The sequence below is a fragment of the Pseudomonas wadenswilerensis genome (genome assembly GCF_900497695.1).
In the GTDB taxonomy this organism is placed as follows: Bacteria; Pseudomonadota; Gammaproteobacteria; order Pseudomonadales; family Pseudomonadaceae; genus Aquipseudomonas; species Aquipseudomonas wadenswilerensis.
The window spans coordinates 278,189-294,233 of the sequence record NZ_UIDD01000003.1 but is presented as its reverse complement, the minus strand read 5'-3'; the positions used below and the strand labels follow the sequence as shown (position 1 = coordinate 294,233).

Here is a 16,045-nt window from a genome sequence, read left to right as displayed (position 1 = left end):
CTCACCAACTAGCTAATCCGACCTAGGCTCATCTGATAGCGCAAGGCCCGAAGGTCCCCTGCTTTCCCCCGTAGGGCGTATGCGGTATTAGCGTTCCTTTCGAAACGTTGTCCCCCACTACCAGGCAGATTCCTAGGTATTACTCACCCGTCCGCCGCTGAATCGAAGAGCAAGCTCTTCTCATCCGCTCGACTTGCATGTGTTAGGCCTGCCGCCAGCGTTCAATCTGAGCCATGATCAAACTCTTCAGTTCAATACTGCTTGGGTTTTGAGAAAACCCTAAACTTGGCTCAGCAATCTCAAATGACTTACTTTCAAATCTTTCGATTTTCGTGTAGCCACTTGTGATGCTGATAATCTTTTTGACTATCAGTCTGAACTCACAAGCACCCACACGAATTGCTTGATTCAGTTGTTAAAGAGCGGTTGGTTAAGAGCTTTTCGTCTCAACCGAGGCGCGCATTCTACGCTTTCCTCAGAGCCTGTCAAGCGTTTATTTTGAAGTTTTTCAGATGCTTTCGATTAAAAAGCCTTTCAACTTCAACCACTTGACTCGCTGCGATCTCTCGTCAGCGGGAGGCGAATTCTACAGCGTTTCAAACCGCTGTCAACTGCCTTTTTCACCGCTGTCGATCTTTCGATCGAAGCCCTTCCGGATGACCCTGGAACCGCTAACTCTTTGAAACTCAAGGAGTTTTCAGTTCCGACTGCGCCGGAAGTGGGGCGAATTATAGACAGATCCACAGGGGCGTCAAGCACTTATTTAAGCTTTTGTTACAGGTGCCGTTTTACGCACTGCCAGGCGCGGGATTCGCCGCTCCAGCGCAGGAATACGCAAGGCCAACAGGAACAAGCCGATAGCAGCGTATATGACCCACTCTTTAAGGTCGGCGCGTACTACCCAGAGAAAGTGCAACAAGCCCAGCCCCAGAATCACGTAAACCAGTTTGTGCAACTTCTTCCAGCGCGCGCCGAGACGGCGCTGACTGTATCGATTGGAAGTGACCGCTAAAACCAGCAAGCCCAAAAAGCCCAGCATCCCGACAATGATGTAAGGACGCTTGCTTAGCTCAACCCCCAACTGCCCCCAGTCCAGCCCCAGGACGAAGAACATGTAGGCACTCAGGTGCAGCACTATATAAGCAAAGCACCACAGCCCCAGCTGGCGCCGCGAGACAATCCAGCCCGCCCAGCCGGTAAGGCGCTGCAAGGGCGTCATGCTCAGGGTTATCAACAGGAAGATCAAAGCCCCCAGCCCCAGGCGATCGACCAGGATCTTGCCCGGATCCGGCCCAAGGGCTTCCATGGCTGCTTCATACAACCACCATAGCGGCCAGACACTGGCCAAGATAAAGATGCCGAGCCTGAAGAGTGGATAACGCATCAGTAGTTCTTCCGCAGGTCGAGGCCGCTGTACAGCCCTGCCACTTCTTCGGCATAGCCATTGAACATCTGCGTGGGCCGCACATTGGGACTGAACAGGCCACTGGGCAGGCGCCGCTCACGGGCCTGGGTCCAGCGCGGGTGATCAACCTCGGGGTTCACGTTGGCGTAGAAGCCATATTCTTCTGGAGCAATCGCCTGCCAGGTGGTGCGCGGCTGCTCTTCGACCAGGCTGATGCGCACGATCGACTTGATGCTCTTGAAGCCGTACTTCCAAGGCACCACTAGACGCAACGGCGCACCGTTCTGGTTGGGCAGTTCGCGCCCGTACATGCCAACGGCGAGGATCGCCAGCGGGTTCATCGCCTCATCCAGGCGCAAGCCTTCTATATAAGGCCAGTCGATCAGGGCAAAGCTTGAGCGCTGACCAGGCATGCTCTTCGGGTCCTGCAGGGTTTCGAAGCGAATGAAACGGGCCTTGGAGGTTGGCTCGACCTGATCAAGCAGCGCCGATAAAGGAAAGCCCAGCCAGGGGATGACCATCGACCAGGCTTCCACGCAGCGCAGGCGATAGATGCGCTCCTCCAGTTGGTAGGGTTTCATGAAGTCTTCCAGGGCATAGCGCCCGGGCTTGCCTACTTCACCATCCACCACCACGGTCCAGGGCTCGGTTTTAAGGCTGCCGGCATTGGCCGCCGGATCGCCCTTGTCGGTGCCGAACTCATAGAAGTTGTTGTAGTGGGTGGCATCCTTGAACGGCGTGATCGCCTCCCCCGGCGCCGTCACTGCTTGCCACTTGGTAGCGACGAGCTTCTCGCTGAACCAGCCAGGCGCCCTGCCCGCCTCGACATCGGCATAGCGCGATGCGTCGGCAGCACTGGCCCACCGCGGCAGCGCGGTTGCCGCGATGGCAGCCAGCGACCCGCCGAGCATGGCGCGGCGCGAGACATAAAGGGATTCGGGGGTGACATCCGATTCTTTGCAATCGGAGGCTTTGGACAGCTTGATGAGCATGATGGCTCCGTAGAACTGGAGGACTGATGCACCAGTAGACTACGGAGCCCGAGCGAAATTACATCACTCGATGTTTTTGCGCCGACGCATGCGCAACAGGTATTGCACAGGGCCGGAGGCCGCATAGCCGAGGAACACCAGCAGCAGGATGCGCGGTGGATCACTGAAGACTACCGCGAACACCAGCACCACGGCGAGGATCGCTACGAACGGTACGCGTCCCTTGAGATCCAGTTCCTTGAAGCTGTTGTACTTGATGTTGCTGACCATCAGCATACCGGCCGCAGCCACCAGCAGCGCCACCAGGAACGACAGTTTCGAACCCTGGATGCCGTAGTCGCTGAAGGCCCAGACGGTACCGGCCACCACACCGGCAGCAGCCGGGCTGGCCAGGCCGATGAAGTAGCGCTTGTCAGCCTTGCCGACCTGGGTGTTGAAGCGCGCCAGACGCAGCGCGGCGCCAGCTACATAGATGAAGGCGACCATCCAGCCGACCTTGCCCATGTCTCCCAGGGCCCAGCCAAAGGCCAGCAACGCCGGGGCGACACCGAAGGCGACCATGTCCGACAGCGAGTCGTACTCGGCACCAAAGGCGCTCTGGGTGTTGGTCATGCGTGCCACACGGCCGTCCAGGCCATCGAGGACCATGGCGACGAAAATGGCGATAGCGGCGAAGGCGAAATACTTGCTCGCCTCACGTGGATCACCCGCGCTGAGGGCCGCCTGGGCACTCATGGAGTTGATGATCGAATAGAAACCGGCGAACAGGTTCGCAGTGGTGAACAGGTTGGGCAGCAGATAGATGCCGCGATGCCGAACCTTGCGTCCTTCGGCGTCATGCCCTTCTTCAACATGCTCATCGATCGGTAGCAGGCTTTCGGCGTCAGAGGCCTTGTTCGGCTCTTCGGGACGTTCGCTCATGGACATTACCTTGCAACGGTGTGGAAAGTTTCGACAGACGTCTGCGACGAGGGTTCGCCGACAAACGATGAAGCTTTATACCAGAAGCTGACCGCCTAAACGAAAAAACGCGGCCGAAGCCGCGTTTTCATCGCATCAGGACAAGATCAGTTCTTGGCCTTGTCGACGATTTTGTTCGCCGCGATCCAAGGCATCATCGAGCGCAGTTGCTCGCCGATGACTTCGATGCCGTGAGCAGCGTTGTTACGACGCTTGGCGGTCATCGAAGGATAGCCGGTGGCGCCTTCGCTGATGAACATCTTGGCGTACTCGCCGTCCTGGATGCGCTTCAGAGCGTTGCGCATGGCCTGACGGGATTCGGCGTTGATGACTTCAGGGCCGGTCACGTACTCGCCGTATTCGGCGTTGTTGGAGATCGAGTAGTTCATGTTGGCGATGCCGCCTTCGTACATGAGGTCAACGATCAGCTTCAGTTCGTGCAGGCACTCGAAGTAGGCCATCTCTGGCGCGTAGCCCGCTTCAACCAGGGTTTCGAAACCGGCTTTGACCAGCTCGACGGTACCACCGCACAGAACAGCCTGCTCGCCGAACAGGTCGGTTTCGGTCTCGTCCTTGAAGGTGGTTTCGATGATGCCGGTACGGCCGCCACCGACGCCAGCGGCGTAGGACAGGGCAACGTTCTTGGCATTGCCGGAAGCATCCTGGTAGATCGCGATCAGGTCAGGGATACCGCCGCCTTTGACGAATTCGGAACGCACGGTGTGACCTGGCGCTTTTGGCGCGATCATGATCACGTCCAGGTCGGCGCGTGGGACAACCTGGTTGTAGTGGATGGCGAAACCGTGGGAGAAGGCCAGGGTGGCGCCCTTCTTGATGTTCGGCTCGACTTCGTTCTTGTACAGCTGGGACTGGAACTCGTCCGGGGTCAGGATCATGACCAGGTCGGCACCGGCAACAGCGGTCGCTACATCGGCAACTTTCAGGCCGTGAGCTTCGGCTTTGGCAACGGTGTTCGAACCTTTACGCAGACCGACAGTGACATCCACACCGGAGTCTTTCAGGTTGCACGCTTGAGCGTGGCCCTGGGAGCCGTAACCGATGATGGCAACTTTCTTGCCCTGGATGATGGAAAGGTCACAGTCTTTGTCGTAATAAACTTTCATGAAAATACCCCTGTTATCTCGGCCCATAGGGCCATCGCTAATTTTTTGAGTTAGATGCTGAGCACTTTGTCGCCACGGGCAATGCCGGTAACGCCGCTGCGCACTGTTTCGAGAATGGACGCGGTACCGATGGCCTGAATGAAGCTGTCAAGCTTGTCGCTGGCGCCAGTAAGCTGAACGGTATAGACGCTGCTGCTGACGTCGACGATCTGCCCACGATAGATATCGGTGGTGCGTTTGATCTCGGCACGCTGGGCGCCCGTGGCCTTGATCTTGACCAGCATCAGTTCACGTTCGATGTGCGCGCTTTCCGAGAGGTCGACCAGCTTGACGACTTCAACCAGCTTGTTCAGGTTTTTGGTGATCTGCTCGATCACCTCATCATGACCGACCGTGGTCAGCGTCAGACGCGACAGGGTCGGGTCTTCGGTTGGCGCCACCGTCAGGCTTTCGATGTTGTAGTTACGCTGCGAGAACAGACCAACCACGCGAGACAAGGCACCGGGTTCGTTTTCCAACAGCAGGGAAATAATGTGCCGCATGATTAGGTACGCTCCGTCTTGCTCAGCCACATATCGCGCATAGAGCCGTCTTTGATCTGCATCGGGTAGACGTGCTCGCTGTTGTCGACCTGGATATCGATGAACACCAGCCGGTCTTTCATGGCGAACGCTTCCTCGAGCTTGGGCTTGAGGTCTTTCAGGCTGGTGATGCGAATACCCACGTGACCATAGGCTTCGGCCAGCTTGACGAAGTCAGGCAGCGATTCCATGTAGGAGTGCGAGTGACGGCTGTTGTAGGCCATGTCCTGCCATTGGCGGACCATGCCCAAGACACCGTTGTTCAGGTTGACGATCTTCACCGGCAGGTCGTACTGCAGGCAGGTCGACAGCTCCTGGATGTTCATCTGGATGCTGCCCTCACCGGTAACGCAGGCAACGTCCTGGTCCGGGAAGTTCAGCTTGACGCCCATGGCCGCCGGAAAACCGAAGCCCATGGTGCCCAGGCCACCGGAGTTGATCCAGCGGTTCGGCTTGTTGAAGCGGTAGTACTGCGCCGCGAACATCTGGTGCTGACCAACGTCGGAGGTAACAAAGGCATCGCCCTTGGTCACTTCGCAGAGGGTCTCGATCACGGTCTGCGGCTTGATCACGCTGCCGTCGCCCTTGTCGTAAGGGAACATGTCGCGATCACCACGCCATTCTTCGATCTGCTTCCACCAGGCATCCATGGCGGCCTTGTCCGGCTGCTCGCCGATTTCGCGCAAGGTCGCAACCATTTCGGTCAGTACGCTCTCGACCGGGCCAACAATCGGCACGTCGGCCTTGATGGTCTTGGAGATCGACGCCGGGTCGATGTCGATGTGGATAACCTTGGCGTTCGGGCAGAACTTGGCCGGGCCGTTGACCACGCGGTCGTCGAAACGCGCACCGACGGCGAAGATCACGTCAGCGTGGTGCATGGCCAGGTTGGCGGTGTAGCTGCCGTGCATGCCGAGCATGCCGAGGAACTGGCGATCGGTACCCGGATAGCCGCCCAGGCCCATCAAGGTGTTGGTGACCGGCAGGTTGAGCATCTGCGCAACTTCGGTCAGCGCTGCAGAACCGCCGCCGAGGATCACGCCGCCACCGGCGTAGACCACTGGGCGCTTGGCGGCCAGCAACATCTCGGCAGCCTTGCGGATCTGCCCCGAGTGACCACGAACGGCCGGGCTGTAGGAACGCATCTTGACCTTTTTGGGGTAGACGTATTCGAACTTTTCCGCGGGGTTGGTCATGTCTTTGGGGATATCGACCACGACCGGGCCCGGGCGACCGGATTGCGCCAGATAGAAAGCTTTTTTCAGGACTTCAGGGATTTCCGAGGCGTGCTTGATCATGAAGCTGTGCTTCACGATCGGCCGGGAAATACCAATCATGTCGGTTTCCTGGAAGGCATCGGTACCGACCATGGTGCTAGGCACCTGACCGGAGAGGATGACCATCGGAATGGAGTCCATGTACGCGGTGGCAATACCGGTGATGGCATTGGTCGCGCCTGGACCAGAGGTCACCAGTACCACGCCGGCCTTGCCGGTGGCACGGGCATAACCGTCCGCCATATGGGTAGCTGCCTGCTCGTGACGAACCAGGATGTGGCTTACTTCCGGTTCTTTGAACAGGGCATCGTAAACATGAAGGAGAGCACCACCAGGGTACCCGTAGATGTGCTTAACGCCTTCGTCACGCAAAAAGCGGACGACCATCTCAGCGCCAGATAAAAGCTCCACGTTGTTCACCTCTAAAACGCCAGAATACCGTCCACGGTGGACGGGTCTTAATAGGTTTACTGCCAAGCAGAGCATGAGCGACGGAATCGCCGACTACGTCAGCACTGACTGAGCAAGTATTGGGAGCGCCCCAAAGTGTTGCGGGGTTTTCCCACCCAGCGCGAGGTAACGCGTTGCGGGGTGTAACAGGTCGGCGCGGGTATGCGCCTCATGATCTGCTTAGCGGGTCTGCTTCTGGCAGTCCCTCTACAGCGGAATCTGGATTCTTCTTTTTCGGCGCGCGCAAGTCAAGAAAAATTATTGCCAATTTCGCGCAAGGACGATCCGCAGCCACCACTAATGCCAGTGACAGCAGCAGAAAAACAAACAATACAAACAAAAAGAGCCACAATCTGTGGCTCCAAGGGTGAAAAGAGGGAAATTCAGGCAGAAGGACTGATCAATTGGTCAAACTCTGCTAGCAGCCTGCGTAGCTCGCGGCTTTGCTCCGGGCGATCGACGTATACCGTTTCAGCCATGACCAGGATGCCGGAGGCATTTGGCAACGGCAGGCCCTTTTCGAGAATCTCTTTCATTTTTGGCAGGAAGATCCACTGCAGCCACTGATCGAAGCTCATGCTGTCGACCGCGAACGGCACGCTGCTCGCCAACGCTTGAGGCGTCGGTGCAACATCACTCCACCAGCCTTGGGCATGGAGTTCATGCTCGATCAACAGCAGGTGATCGGCAATATCGAGAATGCGTGGATCCATTACAGGTTGACCTGGGCTTTCTGCCGGGCCAGCGCTGCGCCTGCCGAATCACCCTGTTTTTCGCGCGACTGGGCAATGATGTTCCACAGCCCGGCCTGCAGGTCGGGGCGACCGTTGGCGTAGGTCAGCGCGCGGCGAGCCAGTTGCTCGGACTGCGCGGCATCGCCTTGAGCCAGGCGCACCTGGGCCAGCCGGTAAAGCACTTGCGGCTCGCGTGGCGCGATGCGCTGGGCACGCTCCAGACTCGACGAGGCACCGTTGTAGTCGCCACCGGTCTGTTGCTGCTGGGCGGTGGTCAACAACGCCAGTACCGGGCCGTCGAGCTGTTCGTCAGCCGAGAGGCCGCCGCTGGCTGCACTGGCGCGCGGAATACCGCTCGGCGCGCTGGGCGCAGTGGTGCTCGGCATGGTGTAGCTGCCGGCATTGGTCGAGCTGCTGTCGAACGGCACCGAGCTGCTCGGGCCCGGGGTAATCGGGCCGGTGCTGATCGGCGCGGCTCCGGTGGACGCTGGGAAAGTCTGGATCGGTGTGGCGCCGGAACCTTGCGGGACCATGACCATCACCCCGGAATCCTGCGGCACGGACTGAGCCTGACGCGTCCCGCCATTGACCTGCGCAGGCGCACCACGGTTAGCCGTGACCCGCTCGCTGTTGGAAACCCGGGTACTGGAATCGACCACGGGAATGGAGCCGCGCGGATTGCTGGCGCAGCCGTTGAGCAAAGCCAGCGCCGTCAAGGCTGGAAACCACCACTTGTTCACTTCACACCCTCTTTAGGCTAGTGCTTAATTCATCCAACCCTTGACCCAGTCCATGACGGACTCGGCGGGATCCGGCTCGCCGCCACAGGCGGGCCCAGCCGGCGGTTCACTACCGCGAATATACGGCATCTGCACGGCGCCCGGGCAACTGGCATCCGAGCCCTGGCCGCTATGCGGATCGATCCAGGCCTGAACCACGTTATCGGGCAGCGGCATGTCCAGCGGCAAGGGGTCAGCCTTGCGCATGAAGCTGGTCCAGACCTGCAGCGCGCCGGTAGCACCCGTGAACGGTGTTTTACCGTTGTCATCGCGCCCTAGCCAGACCACCGCCAGCAAGTCCTGGCTGAAACCTGCGAACCAGCTGTCACGCGAATCGTTGCTGGTACCGGTCTTGCCCGCCAGGTTCAACGAGCTTGGCAGCACACTGTAGACCGAACGCCCGGTACCTTCGCGCATCACCCGCTGCATGGCGTTCTGCACCAGATAGATGGCGCCCGGATCGAAGGTTTGCTGGATCTGGAACGGATAACGCTTGAGCGGCTCGCCTTCGGCGGTCAGCACGCTGCGAATACCGCGCATCGGTGTATTGAAACCACCGTTGGCCAGGGTCTGGTACATGGTCGCGACCTGCATCGGCGACATGCCGCCAGCCCCGAGCATCATCGACGGGAACGCCGGCCAGTCGACGTTCACGCCTAACCGGCCAATGGTCTTGAGCACGTTTGGCACGCCCAGTTCCAGGCCCAGCTTGGCGGTCGACAGGTTGTAGGAGTTGGCCAGGCCCTGGTACAGATAAATCGTACCGTGGGAGCGGCGGTCATAGTTCTGCGGCCGCCACACCTGGCCATCGGCGCCTTTGATCGAGAACGGCTCGTCCTGCACCCAACTGGTCAGGGTGTACTTGCTCGGTTTTTCCAGGGCGGTCAGGTATACCGCCGGCTTGACCAGCGAGCCGATCGGCCGCACCGCATCGATAGCGCGGTTGAAACCGGCGAAACCGGCCTGACGGCTGCCGATCAGGGCCTGGACTTCACCGGTTTCCGGGTTGGTCACGACCATTGCCGCTTCGACTTCATCGGCGCCCTTGCGCCCGGCCAGGCGCTTGAAGGTCTCGCCCATGGCCGCTTCCGACTTCATCTGCAGGATCGGATCGAAGCTGGTGAAAATGCGCAGGCCTTCTTCGGTCAAGTCTTCGTCACGGTAGTCCTGGCGCAGCTGGCGTTTGACCAGGTCGAGGAAGCCAGGGTACGAACTGTCGGCCAGGCTGCCGCGCTTGGTCACGCCCAATGGCATCTTCTTCGCCGCTTCCACCGCTTCCGGGGTTGCCACGCCCTGCTCGGCCAGCAGGTCGAGTACCAGGTTACGCCGCACCGTCGCCCGCTCCGGGTAACGCCGCGGGTTGTAATAGGAAGGGCCCTTGACCATACCGACCAGCAAGGCAATCTGGTGCAGCTTGAGTTCCGACAGCGGCTGGCTGAAGAAGAACTGGCTGGCCAGGCCGAAGCCGTGCACCGCGCGCTGACCGTCCTGGCCGACGAACACTTCGTTGAGGTAGGCCTCGAGGATTTCGCGCTTGTCGTAATGCAACTCGAGCAGCAAGGCCATCATCGCTTCATTGAGCTTGCGGCTGAGGCTGCGTTCGTTGGTCAGGTAGAAGTTCTTCACCAACTGCTGGGTCAGGGTACTGCCGCCCTGGCGCATGGCGCCGGACGAGGTGTTGACCCACACCGCCCGGGCAATCGACTTGGGCGACACACCGAAGTGGTGATAGAAGTCACGGTCTTCCACCGCCACCAGGGTTTCCAGCAGGTACGGCGGCACCTGGTCGATCTTGATCAGGATGCGGTCTTCGAGGTTTTTCGGGTACAGGCCGCCGATCAGCAGCGGCTCGAGGCGCACCACGTCGAGCTTCGAGCCGTTGGCGCCACTCAAGCCGGCTACATAGTCACCGGAGAAACGCACGCGCACCGCTTGCGCCGTTTCCATGCCTTCATAGAACTGGAAGCCGCGAGTATTCAGATCAACGGTATTGCCATTGACTGCAGCCGCGCCCGGGCCATTGGCAACGCTTTCGCGGCGATAACCGAGGGCATCGAGTTCGATGAGGAAGTCGGCCTTGCTCAGTTTCTGGCCGACGAACAGCTCCAGCGGCCGGGCATACACCTTGGCCGGGATAGTCCAGCGCTTGCCGGAGAATTTCTCCTGGACCACGGCGTCGAGGTAAATGGCATAGCCCGCCACCAGCACAAAGCCGACCAGGCTGAGCTTCAAGGCCCAGCCCAGCCAGGCACGCGAGCGGCCAGACGGGCGTTTTTTAGCGGTACGGGGGGATCGGGATCGAGTCATGGCGGCGGATTATACGCACTTTATCGCACATCGACAGGCGCCCTCCGGCGGTTTGCACCAGCCACGCTTGCAGCCATAATGGCCCATTCGAATCTCCCGACCCAGAAGGATCGCCCGTGAGCCAAGCCTTGATTACAGCCCTGCAGAACCCCGCCCTGTTCCCTCACCCAGTGACGGCGTTTCAGGTTATCGAGACGCATATCTCCTGGGTGCTGCTCACCGGTGAATATGCCTACAAAATCAAGAAGCCGATGAACTTTGGCTTCCTCGACTTCACCGAGCTGTCTCAGCGCGCGCACTTCTGCGCCGAAGAGCTGCGCCTGAACCAGCGCCTGACCGACGGCTTGTATCTGGAAGTGCTGCCGATCACCGGCAGCGCCGAAGCACCGCAACTGGGAGGCGAAGGCGAGCCGATCGAATACGCGCTGAAGATGCGCCAGTTCCCTCAGAGCCAGATGCTCAGCACCCTGCAGGCCAACAGCGAACTGACCGCCGCGCACATCGACCAGATGGCCGAGCAGATCGCCCGCTTCCACCTGGCGGCGCCAAAAGTTGCCGTGGAGCATCCACTAGGCACGCCAGACAGCGTCATGGCTCCGGTCGAGCAGAACTTCGAGCAGATTCGCCCGTTCCTTTCCGACAAGGCCGACCTGCAGCAACTGGATGCCCTGCAAGCCTGGGCCCAGGACAGCTTCAAACGCCTGAATCGCCTGCTTGAGCAACGCAAGGCAGAAGGTTTCATCCGCGAATGCCACGGTGATATCCACCTGGGCAACGCCACCCTGATCGATGGCAAGGTGGTGATTTTCGACTGCATCGAGTTCAACGAACCGTTCCGCCTGACCGACGTTTATGCCGACGCCGCATTCCTGGCCATGGACCTCGAAGACCGCGGCCTGAAATCGCTGTCGCGCCGCTTCATCAGCCAGTACCTGGAACTGACCGGTGACTACGCCGGCCTGGAACTGCTGAACTTCTACAAGGCTTATCGTGCACTGGTGCGGGCCAAGGTCGCCCTGTTCAGCATGCCGGCCAACGCCGATGCCGTGCAGCGCGCCACTACCCTGCGCACCTATCGCAACTATGCCAACCTGGCAGAGAGCTACAGCGCCATCCCTTCGCGGTTTCTGGCCATCACCCACGGCGTTTCCGCTGTCGGCAAGAGCCACGTGGCCATGCGCCTGGTCGATGCCCTGGGCGCCATTCGCCTGCGTTCGGACGTCGAGCGCAAGCGCATGTTCGGTGAGCAAGCCAGCGCCAATGCCGGCCAGCTGCAAGCCGGCATCTACAGCGAAGACGCCAGCCAGGCCACCTACCAACGCCTGCACCAAATGGCCGAAACCATCCTGCGCGCCGGCTTCCCGGTGGTGATCGACGCCACCTACCTCAAGCAAGACCAGCGCCAGGCCGCCGCCGGGGTCGCCAGCGAAACCGGCGTGCCGTTCCTGATCCTCGACTGCAACGCGCCGGATGCGGTGATCGCCAGCTGGCTGGCCAAGCGTCAGGCCGATCAGAACGATCCGTCGGATGCCACCCTGGAGGTGGTCAAGGCCCAGCAAGCCAGCCGTGACCCGCTCAGCGCCGAAGAGCTGCTGCAAAGCAAGCGCGTGGAAACCAACGAAAGCGGTAGCCTCGACCTGCTGGTCAAGCAGATCCGTCAGCGCCTGCCAGGGCTCTGAAGCCTCCCGGGACGTGAAGTAGTCGACACTTCACGCTTGATTCCGGGCGCCTCCGCAATGATGGCCCTATAGTGTCACCATCAGGGCAAACAAGGAGGCGCCTCATGAATCAGCCACGGCAACTGGACAGCGCGCTATATGCGTTGGTGCATGACGAACAGATCGCCAGCTTCAATCGCGAGAAACCCAAGGACGGCGCCGTCGACTTTCGTGGCGGTGATTTCCGCGGACTCGACCTGCGTGAACTGGACACCAGCGGCATCGACTTCACCGATGCCTACTTCCGCGCCTCCGACCTGCGCGGCCTGGACCTGCGCTACAACGGCCTGGAAGGCGCCAGCCTTGCCCATGCGCAGATTTCCGGCACCTACTTCCCCAGCGAACTGAGCGCCGACGAGATCCTGATGTCGGTCAATTTCGGCACCCGCCTGCGTTACCGCACACGCTGACAGCAACGAGTGAAACGCCCGCCGGCTGTGGCCTGGCGGGCAGCTTTCGGCTACCCGTCGGCACATGGATGGCAAAACGCCGCGTATTTTCCAAGTGCCGCTACACTCCTCATTGACCTGCCGCGATTCCTTAATCAAGACCCGTTCAGCCGTCGCAAGGAGGCTTGATGAACGATGAACTCCAGCATCTGAAAAATCTTGGCAAGACTTCTGCGCAGTGGCTGCATGCGGTCGGCATCCACAGTGCTTCGGATTTACGCCGACTGGGTGCGGTGACTGCCTACAAGGCCGTGCGCAGCCGCGGCTTCAGGGCTTCGAAGGTGCTGCTCTACGCAATTGAAGGCGCCTTGCTCGACGTGCACTGGAACGATATTCCGGCCGAGCGCAAGGAAGCCCTGAACCAGCAACTCGACGGCAAAACTGCCGTACAGAAAAATAATCGGGAATATTGAGTCAGGACGCTTGACTACGAAATGAGAATCGTTATGATTATCACAACTGGTCGCGAGACTGGTTGGGTAACCTGAAAGCCCCTGGTTCGGACTCTCAGATTATCTCCTCATCAGGCTAATCACGGTTATTGACCCGGCACTTTGCCGGGTCTTTTTTTGCCTGGGGTTTCTACCCGCCTTTGCGCATCTGCGCGCAGTAGTCCTGCTCCGGCAAAGCCGGGGTGTACCAGACATAATCGGCCATTTGCGCATCAACCACCTGCCCCACCTCAGCGAGCATCAGTACCTGCGTGGTGCCTTCAGCACCCAGATCGGCAAGGTGCAAGGGCACGCCGATGTCCTTGCGCACGTGATAACCGCCGGCCAACAGCAGCGCCGGTTGTGGTGCGGCCAGCAGGCGCTCGGCGATGCGTCGGTCGCGCTGTTGCTGAACCGCCAGCATGGCCGGCAACTGGCTTTCGGGCAGCAGGCCGCAATGGGATTCCCTGACTTGCTCCAGCAGCACGGCTTGTACCTTGGCTGCTGCCGAGCGCGGCCCCTTCAACGCTGGCGGCTGGCGATAGATCCTGCGCACTTCGTCGTGGTCGAGGTTGGCGGCCAGTAACGAGTACGGTTGCCCCAGGGCTTCATGGACAATCGGCCCGTACAAGGCCCAATCCCAGCCATCCTGCCAGCCCAGCGCCTTGGGCAGGTCCTGCGGGCGTGTTTGCTGCTGTTTCAGTGCATCGACCTGGCCTTGCTGCACCGGCTGCAGCATCTCCAGCAGCAGGCTGCCCTGCGGCCGTTGCGCGTCCAGTGCGCGCAGCAGCCAGAGCTGCAGGGCATGGTGATCGGGGTTGTCGTGTTTCTCGCCAACCAGCAGCCGTTGAGCCTGCGCGAGCCGCTCCAGCAGTTGCGCGGGCGTCAGCAGCCGGCCGCTGCTCAGTTCACGGATGTGCCCAAGCTCGGCATGCTCACGGCCTTCGGGGCTTTGCCAGGCTGGCAAAGGCGGTGCCTCGGCTCGGGACTGGCAGCCGGCGAGCCCCCAGACCAGCAACAGCAATAACGCGGGCAACCGGGGACGACGCATGGGGCAGTTCTCCTAACGGGCGATGATCAGCGGGTGCCCCCGCTCGGGATGAGGCTGTACCAGCACATCGATGCCGAACACCGCCTTGAGGGAATCGGGGCGCAACACCTGCTGCGGGGTATCCAGGGCATGGGCGCGGCCCTGTTCGAGCAGCAGGATACGGTCACAGTAGCGCGCCGCCAGGTTCAGGTCATGGAGGATGACCATCACCGCCGCACCACGATCAGCGAACTCGCGGACCGCTTGCAAGGTGGTGTGCTGGTGCAGCGGGTCGAGCATCGAGGTCGGCTCGTCAAGCAGCAGGATTCGCCCGTCCTCCCCTGGCCACAGCTGCGCCAGCACCCGCGCCAGGTGCACGCGCTGACGCTCGCCACCGGAGAGTGCCAGATAGCTGCGCCCGACCAGATGGCCGGCATCCGCCGCCTGCAGGGCCGCGTCGATGATCTGCTGGTCACGTTCGAGGCCGGTTTTATGCGGCAAACGGCCCATGCCGACCACCTCTTCAACCTTGAAGGCAAAACCCAGGCTGGAGACTTGCGGCAACACCGCCAGGCGCTGGGCGCGCTGCTGGCCTGGCCAGTCGGACAGGCCTCGGTCATCCAGGGTCACCCGCCCCTGGCTGGCATTCAGCTCGCCGCACATCACCCCGAGCAGGCTGCTTTTGCCCGCACCGTTGGGACCCAGAACCCCAAGTACCTGGCCGGGTTGCAGCGCCAGGCTGATATCGCTCAGGACCTGGTTCGCGCCACGGCGCAGGGACAGGTTCTCGACTCGCAGCATCAGGCACGCCCTCGCAACAGCAGATAAAGGAAGAACGGCGCACCAATGAACGCGGTGACGATACCGATCGGCAGCTCCGCAGGCGCCAGCGCCAAACGGGCGATCAGGTCGGCGAACAGCAACAGCGAAGCGCCAGCCAACAGCGAGGCCGGTAACAGCACGCGGTGATCAGGCCCGGCCAGCAAGCGCACCAGATGCGGCACCACCAGGCCGATAAAGCCGATCAGCCCCGCCGCCGCTACCGCCGCGCCAACCCCCAAGGCGGTACAGAACACCAGTTCGCGCTTGAGCTTCTCGACCTCGATGCCCAGGTGCCGCGCTTCGGATTCGCCCAGCAACAAGGCATTCAAGGCCTGAGCCCGGCGCGGCAGCCACAGTGAGACCACCACGGCGACCAGCACCAGTGGCCAGAGGCGCAGATAACTGGCGCCATTGAGGCTGCCCAGGTTCCAGAACGTCAGGGTGCGCAAGGTGGCGTCATCGGCCAGGTAAGTGAACAGCCCCACGGCCGCGCCGGCCAGGGCGGTCAAGGCGATACCGGCAAGGAGCATGGTCGCTACGTTGGTCTGACCATCACGTCGGCCCAGGCGGTACACCAGCGCGGTCACCCCGAGGCCACCGAGAAACGCACACAGCGATAACAAATAAGGAGCGAATACCTCGGGAATACCGCCCATCCATGAGCCGCCGACAATCGCCACCGCCGCACCGAGCGCGGCGCCAGCGGACACGCCGACCAGGCCAGGGTCGGCCAGCGGGTTGCGAAACAGCCCCTGCATCGCCACCCCGGACAGCGCCAGCACGGCGCCCACGGTCAGCCCGAGCAAAGTCCGCGGCAAACGAATCTGGCCGAGGATCAGCTCGGCCTGCTCCAGCCCTTCCCCGGCCACCGGCAACCCGATCAGCCGGGCGCCGGCGCGCAGGGTATCGATCAGTGGCAGGCTGACCGGCCCCAGCGCCAGCGACAACCAGATCGCCAGCAGGCACAGCAGCGTCAGGGTGACGAA

Annotated in this window: 15 protein-coding genes and 1 rRNA gene; 3 read left to right on the top strand and 13 right to left on the bottom strand. The window is 60.9% G+C overall.

All coding sequences use genetic code 11. The features are described from left to right. The 10 genes from CCOS864_RS04730 to mrcB all read right to left on the bottom strand — a co-directional run. Positions 1-253 (bottom strand): 16S ribosomal RNA (locus CCOS864_RS04730); the annotation flags it as partial. Between the two features lie 510 nt (positions 254-763). After that, complete coding sequence (msrQ, locus tag CCOS864_RS04720) at positions 764-1,384, bottom strand: protein-methionine-sulfoxide reductase heme-binding subunit MsrQ (RefSeq protein WP_115085265.1); 621 nt, start codon at positions 1,382-1,384, stop codon at positions 764-766. After that, positions 1,384-2,397 carry a protein-methionine-sulfoxide reductase catalytic subunit MsrP gene (gene msrP / locus CCOS864_RS04715; protein WP_115085264.1) on the bottom strand — a complete coding sequence of 338 codons (1,014 nt, stop codon included), beginning with the start codon at positions 2,395-2,397 and terminating at the stop codon, positions 1,384-1,386. The genes msrQ and msrP overlap by 1 nt, the downstream gene beginning before the upstream one ends. A 63-nt stretch (positions 2,398-2,460) precedes the next feature. Next, complete coding sequence (pssA, locus tag CCOS864_RS04710; RefSeq protein WP_010223018.1) at positions 2,461-3,318, bottom strand: CDP-diacylglycerol--serine O-phosphatidyltransferase; 858 nt, start codon at positions 3,316-3,318, stop codon at positions 2,461-2,463. Positions 3,319-3,464: 146 nt separating this feature from the next. Beyond that, a complete protein-coding gene (ilvC, locus tag CCOS864_RS04705; protein WP_045199667.1) occupies positions 3,465-4,481 on the bottom strand; it encodes a ketol-acid reductoisomerase in 1,017 nt (338 codons plus the stop codon). A gap of 50 nt (positions 4,482-4,531) precedes the next feature. Beyond that, positions 4,532-5,023, bottom strand: a complete 492-nt coding sequence (ilvN, locus tag CCOS864_RS04700) for an acetolactate synthase small subunit (protein ID WP_010223016.1) — start codon at positions 5,021-5,023, stop codon at positions 4,532-4,534. A gap of 2 nt (positions 5,024-5,025) precedes the next feature. Next, the gene (locus CCOS864_RS04695) at positions 5,026-6,750 is read right to left on the bottom strand and encodes an acetolactate synthase 3 large subunit (RefSeq protein ID WP_038999710.1); all 1,725 of its coding nucleotides are present in this window, start codon (positions 6,748-6,750) and stop codon (positions 5,026-5,028) included. 422 nt (positions 6,751-7,172) lie between these two features. Further along, positions 7,173-7,502 (bottom strand): YqcC family protein, encoded by a 330-nt coding sequence (locus CCOS864_RS04690; RefSeq protein WP_115085263.1) that lies wholly within the window; start codon positions 7,500-7,502, stop codon positions 7,173-7,175. Next, complete coding sequence (locus CCOS864_RS04685) at positions 7,502-8,263, bottom strand: tetratricopeptide repeat protein (protein ID WP_115085262.1); 762 nt, start codon at positions 8,261-8,263, stop codon at positions 7,502-7,504. Before CCOS864_RS04685 ends, CCOS864_RS04690 begins: the two co-directional genes overlap by 1 nt. Positions 8,264-8,287: 24 nt before the next feature. After that, positions 8,288-10,609, bottom strand: a complete 2,322-nt coding sequence (gene mrcB / locus CCOS864_RS04680) for a penicillin-binding protein 1B (protein ID WP_115085261.1) — start codon at positions 10,607-10,609, stop codon at positions 8,288-8,290. Positions 10,610-10,725: 116 nt separating this feature from the next. On the opposite strand from mrcB, the gene CCOS864_RS04675 reads away from it, so the two are divergent. The 3 genes from CCOS864_RS04675 (at position 10,726) to CCOS864_RS04665 (ending at position 13,189) form a co-directional block, all read left to right on the top strand. After that, positions 10,726-12,288 carry a bifunctional aminoglycoside phosphotransferase/ATP-binding protein gene (locus CCOS864_RS04675; protein WP_115085260.1) on the top strand — a complete coding sequence of 521 codons (1,563 nt, stop codon included), beginning with the start codon at positions 10,726-10,728 and terminating at the stop codon, positions 12,286-12,288. A gap of 104 nt (positions 12,289-12,392) precedes the next feature. Continuing rightward, positions 12,393-12,737, top strand: coding sequence for a pentapeptide repeat-containing protein (locus CCOS864_RS04670; protein WP_115085259.1), 345 nt, complete (start codon positions 12,393-12,395; stop codon positions 12,735-12,737). A 167-nt stretch (positions 12,738-12,904) separates the two neighbouring features. Continuing rightward, on the top strand, positions 12,905-13,189 hold the full coding sequence (locus CCOS864_RS04665) for a TfoX/Sxy family protein (RefSeq protein WP_115085258.1): 285 nt from the start codon (positions 12,905-12,907) through the stop codon (positions 13,187-13,189). A 169-nt stretch (positions 13,190-13,358) separates the two neighbouring features. Here the strand turns inward: CCOS864_RS04665 and CCOS864_RS04660 are convergent, their stop codons facing one another. From CCOS864_RS04660 to CCOS864_RS04650, 3 genes are read right to left on the bottom strand one after another with little or no spacing between them, the layout of a single operon-like run. Further along, a complete protein-coding gene (locus CCOS864_RS04660) occupies positions 13,359-14,258 on the bottom strand; it encodes a ChaN family lipoprotein (RefSeq protein WP_115085257.1) in 900 nt (299 codons plus the stop codon). Between the two features lie 12 nt (positions 14,259-14,270). Next, the gene (locus CCOS864_RS04655) at positions 14,271-15,038 is read right to left on the bottom strand and encodes a heme ABC transporter ATP-binding protein (RefSeq protein WP_115085256.1); all 768 of its coding nucleotides are present in this window, start codon (positions 15,036-15,038) and stop codon (positions 14,271-14,273) included. After that, positions 15,038-16,021, bottom strand: coding sequence for a FecCD family ABC transporter permease (locus tag CCOS864_RS04650; protein WP_208644357.1), 984 nt, complete (start codon positions 16,019-16,021; stop codon positions 15,038-15,040). Before CCOS864_RS04650 ends, CCOS864_RS04655 begins: the two co-directional genes overlap by 1 nt. Between the last annotated feature and the right edge of the window lie 24 nt (positions 16,022-16,045).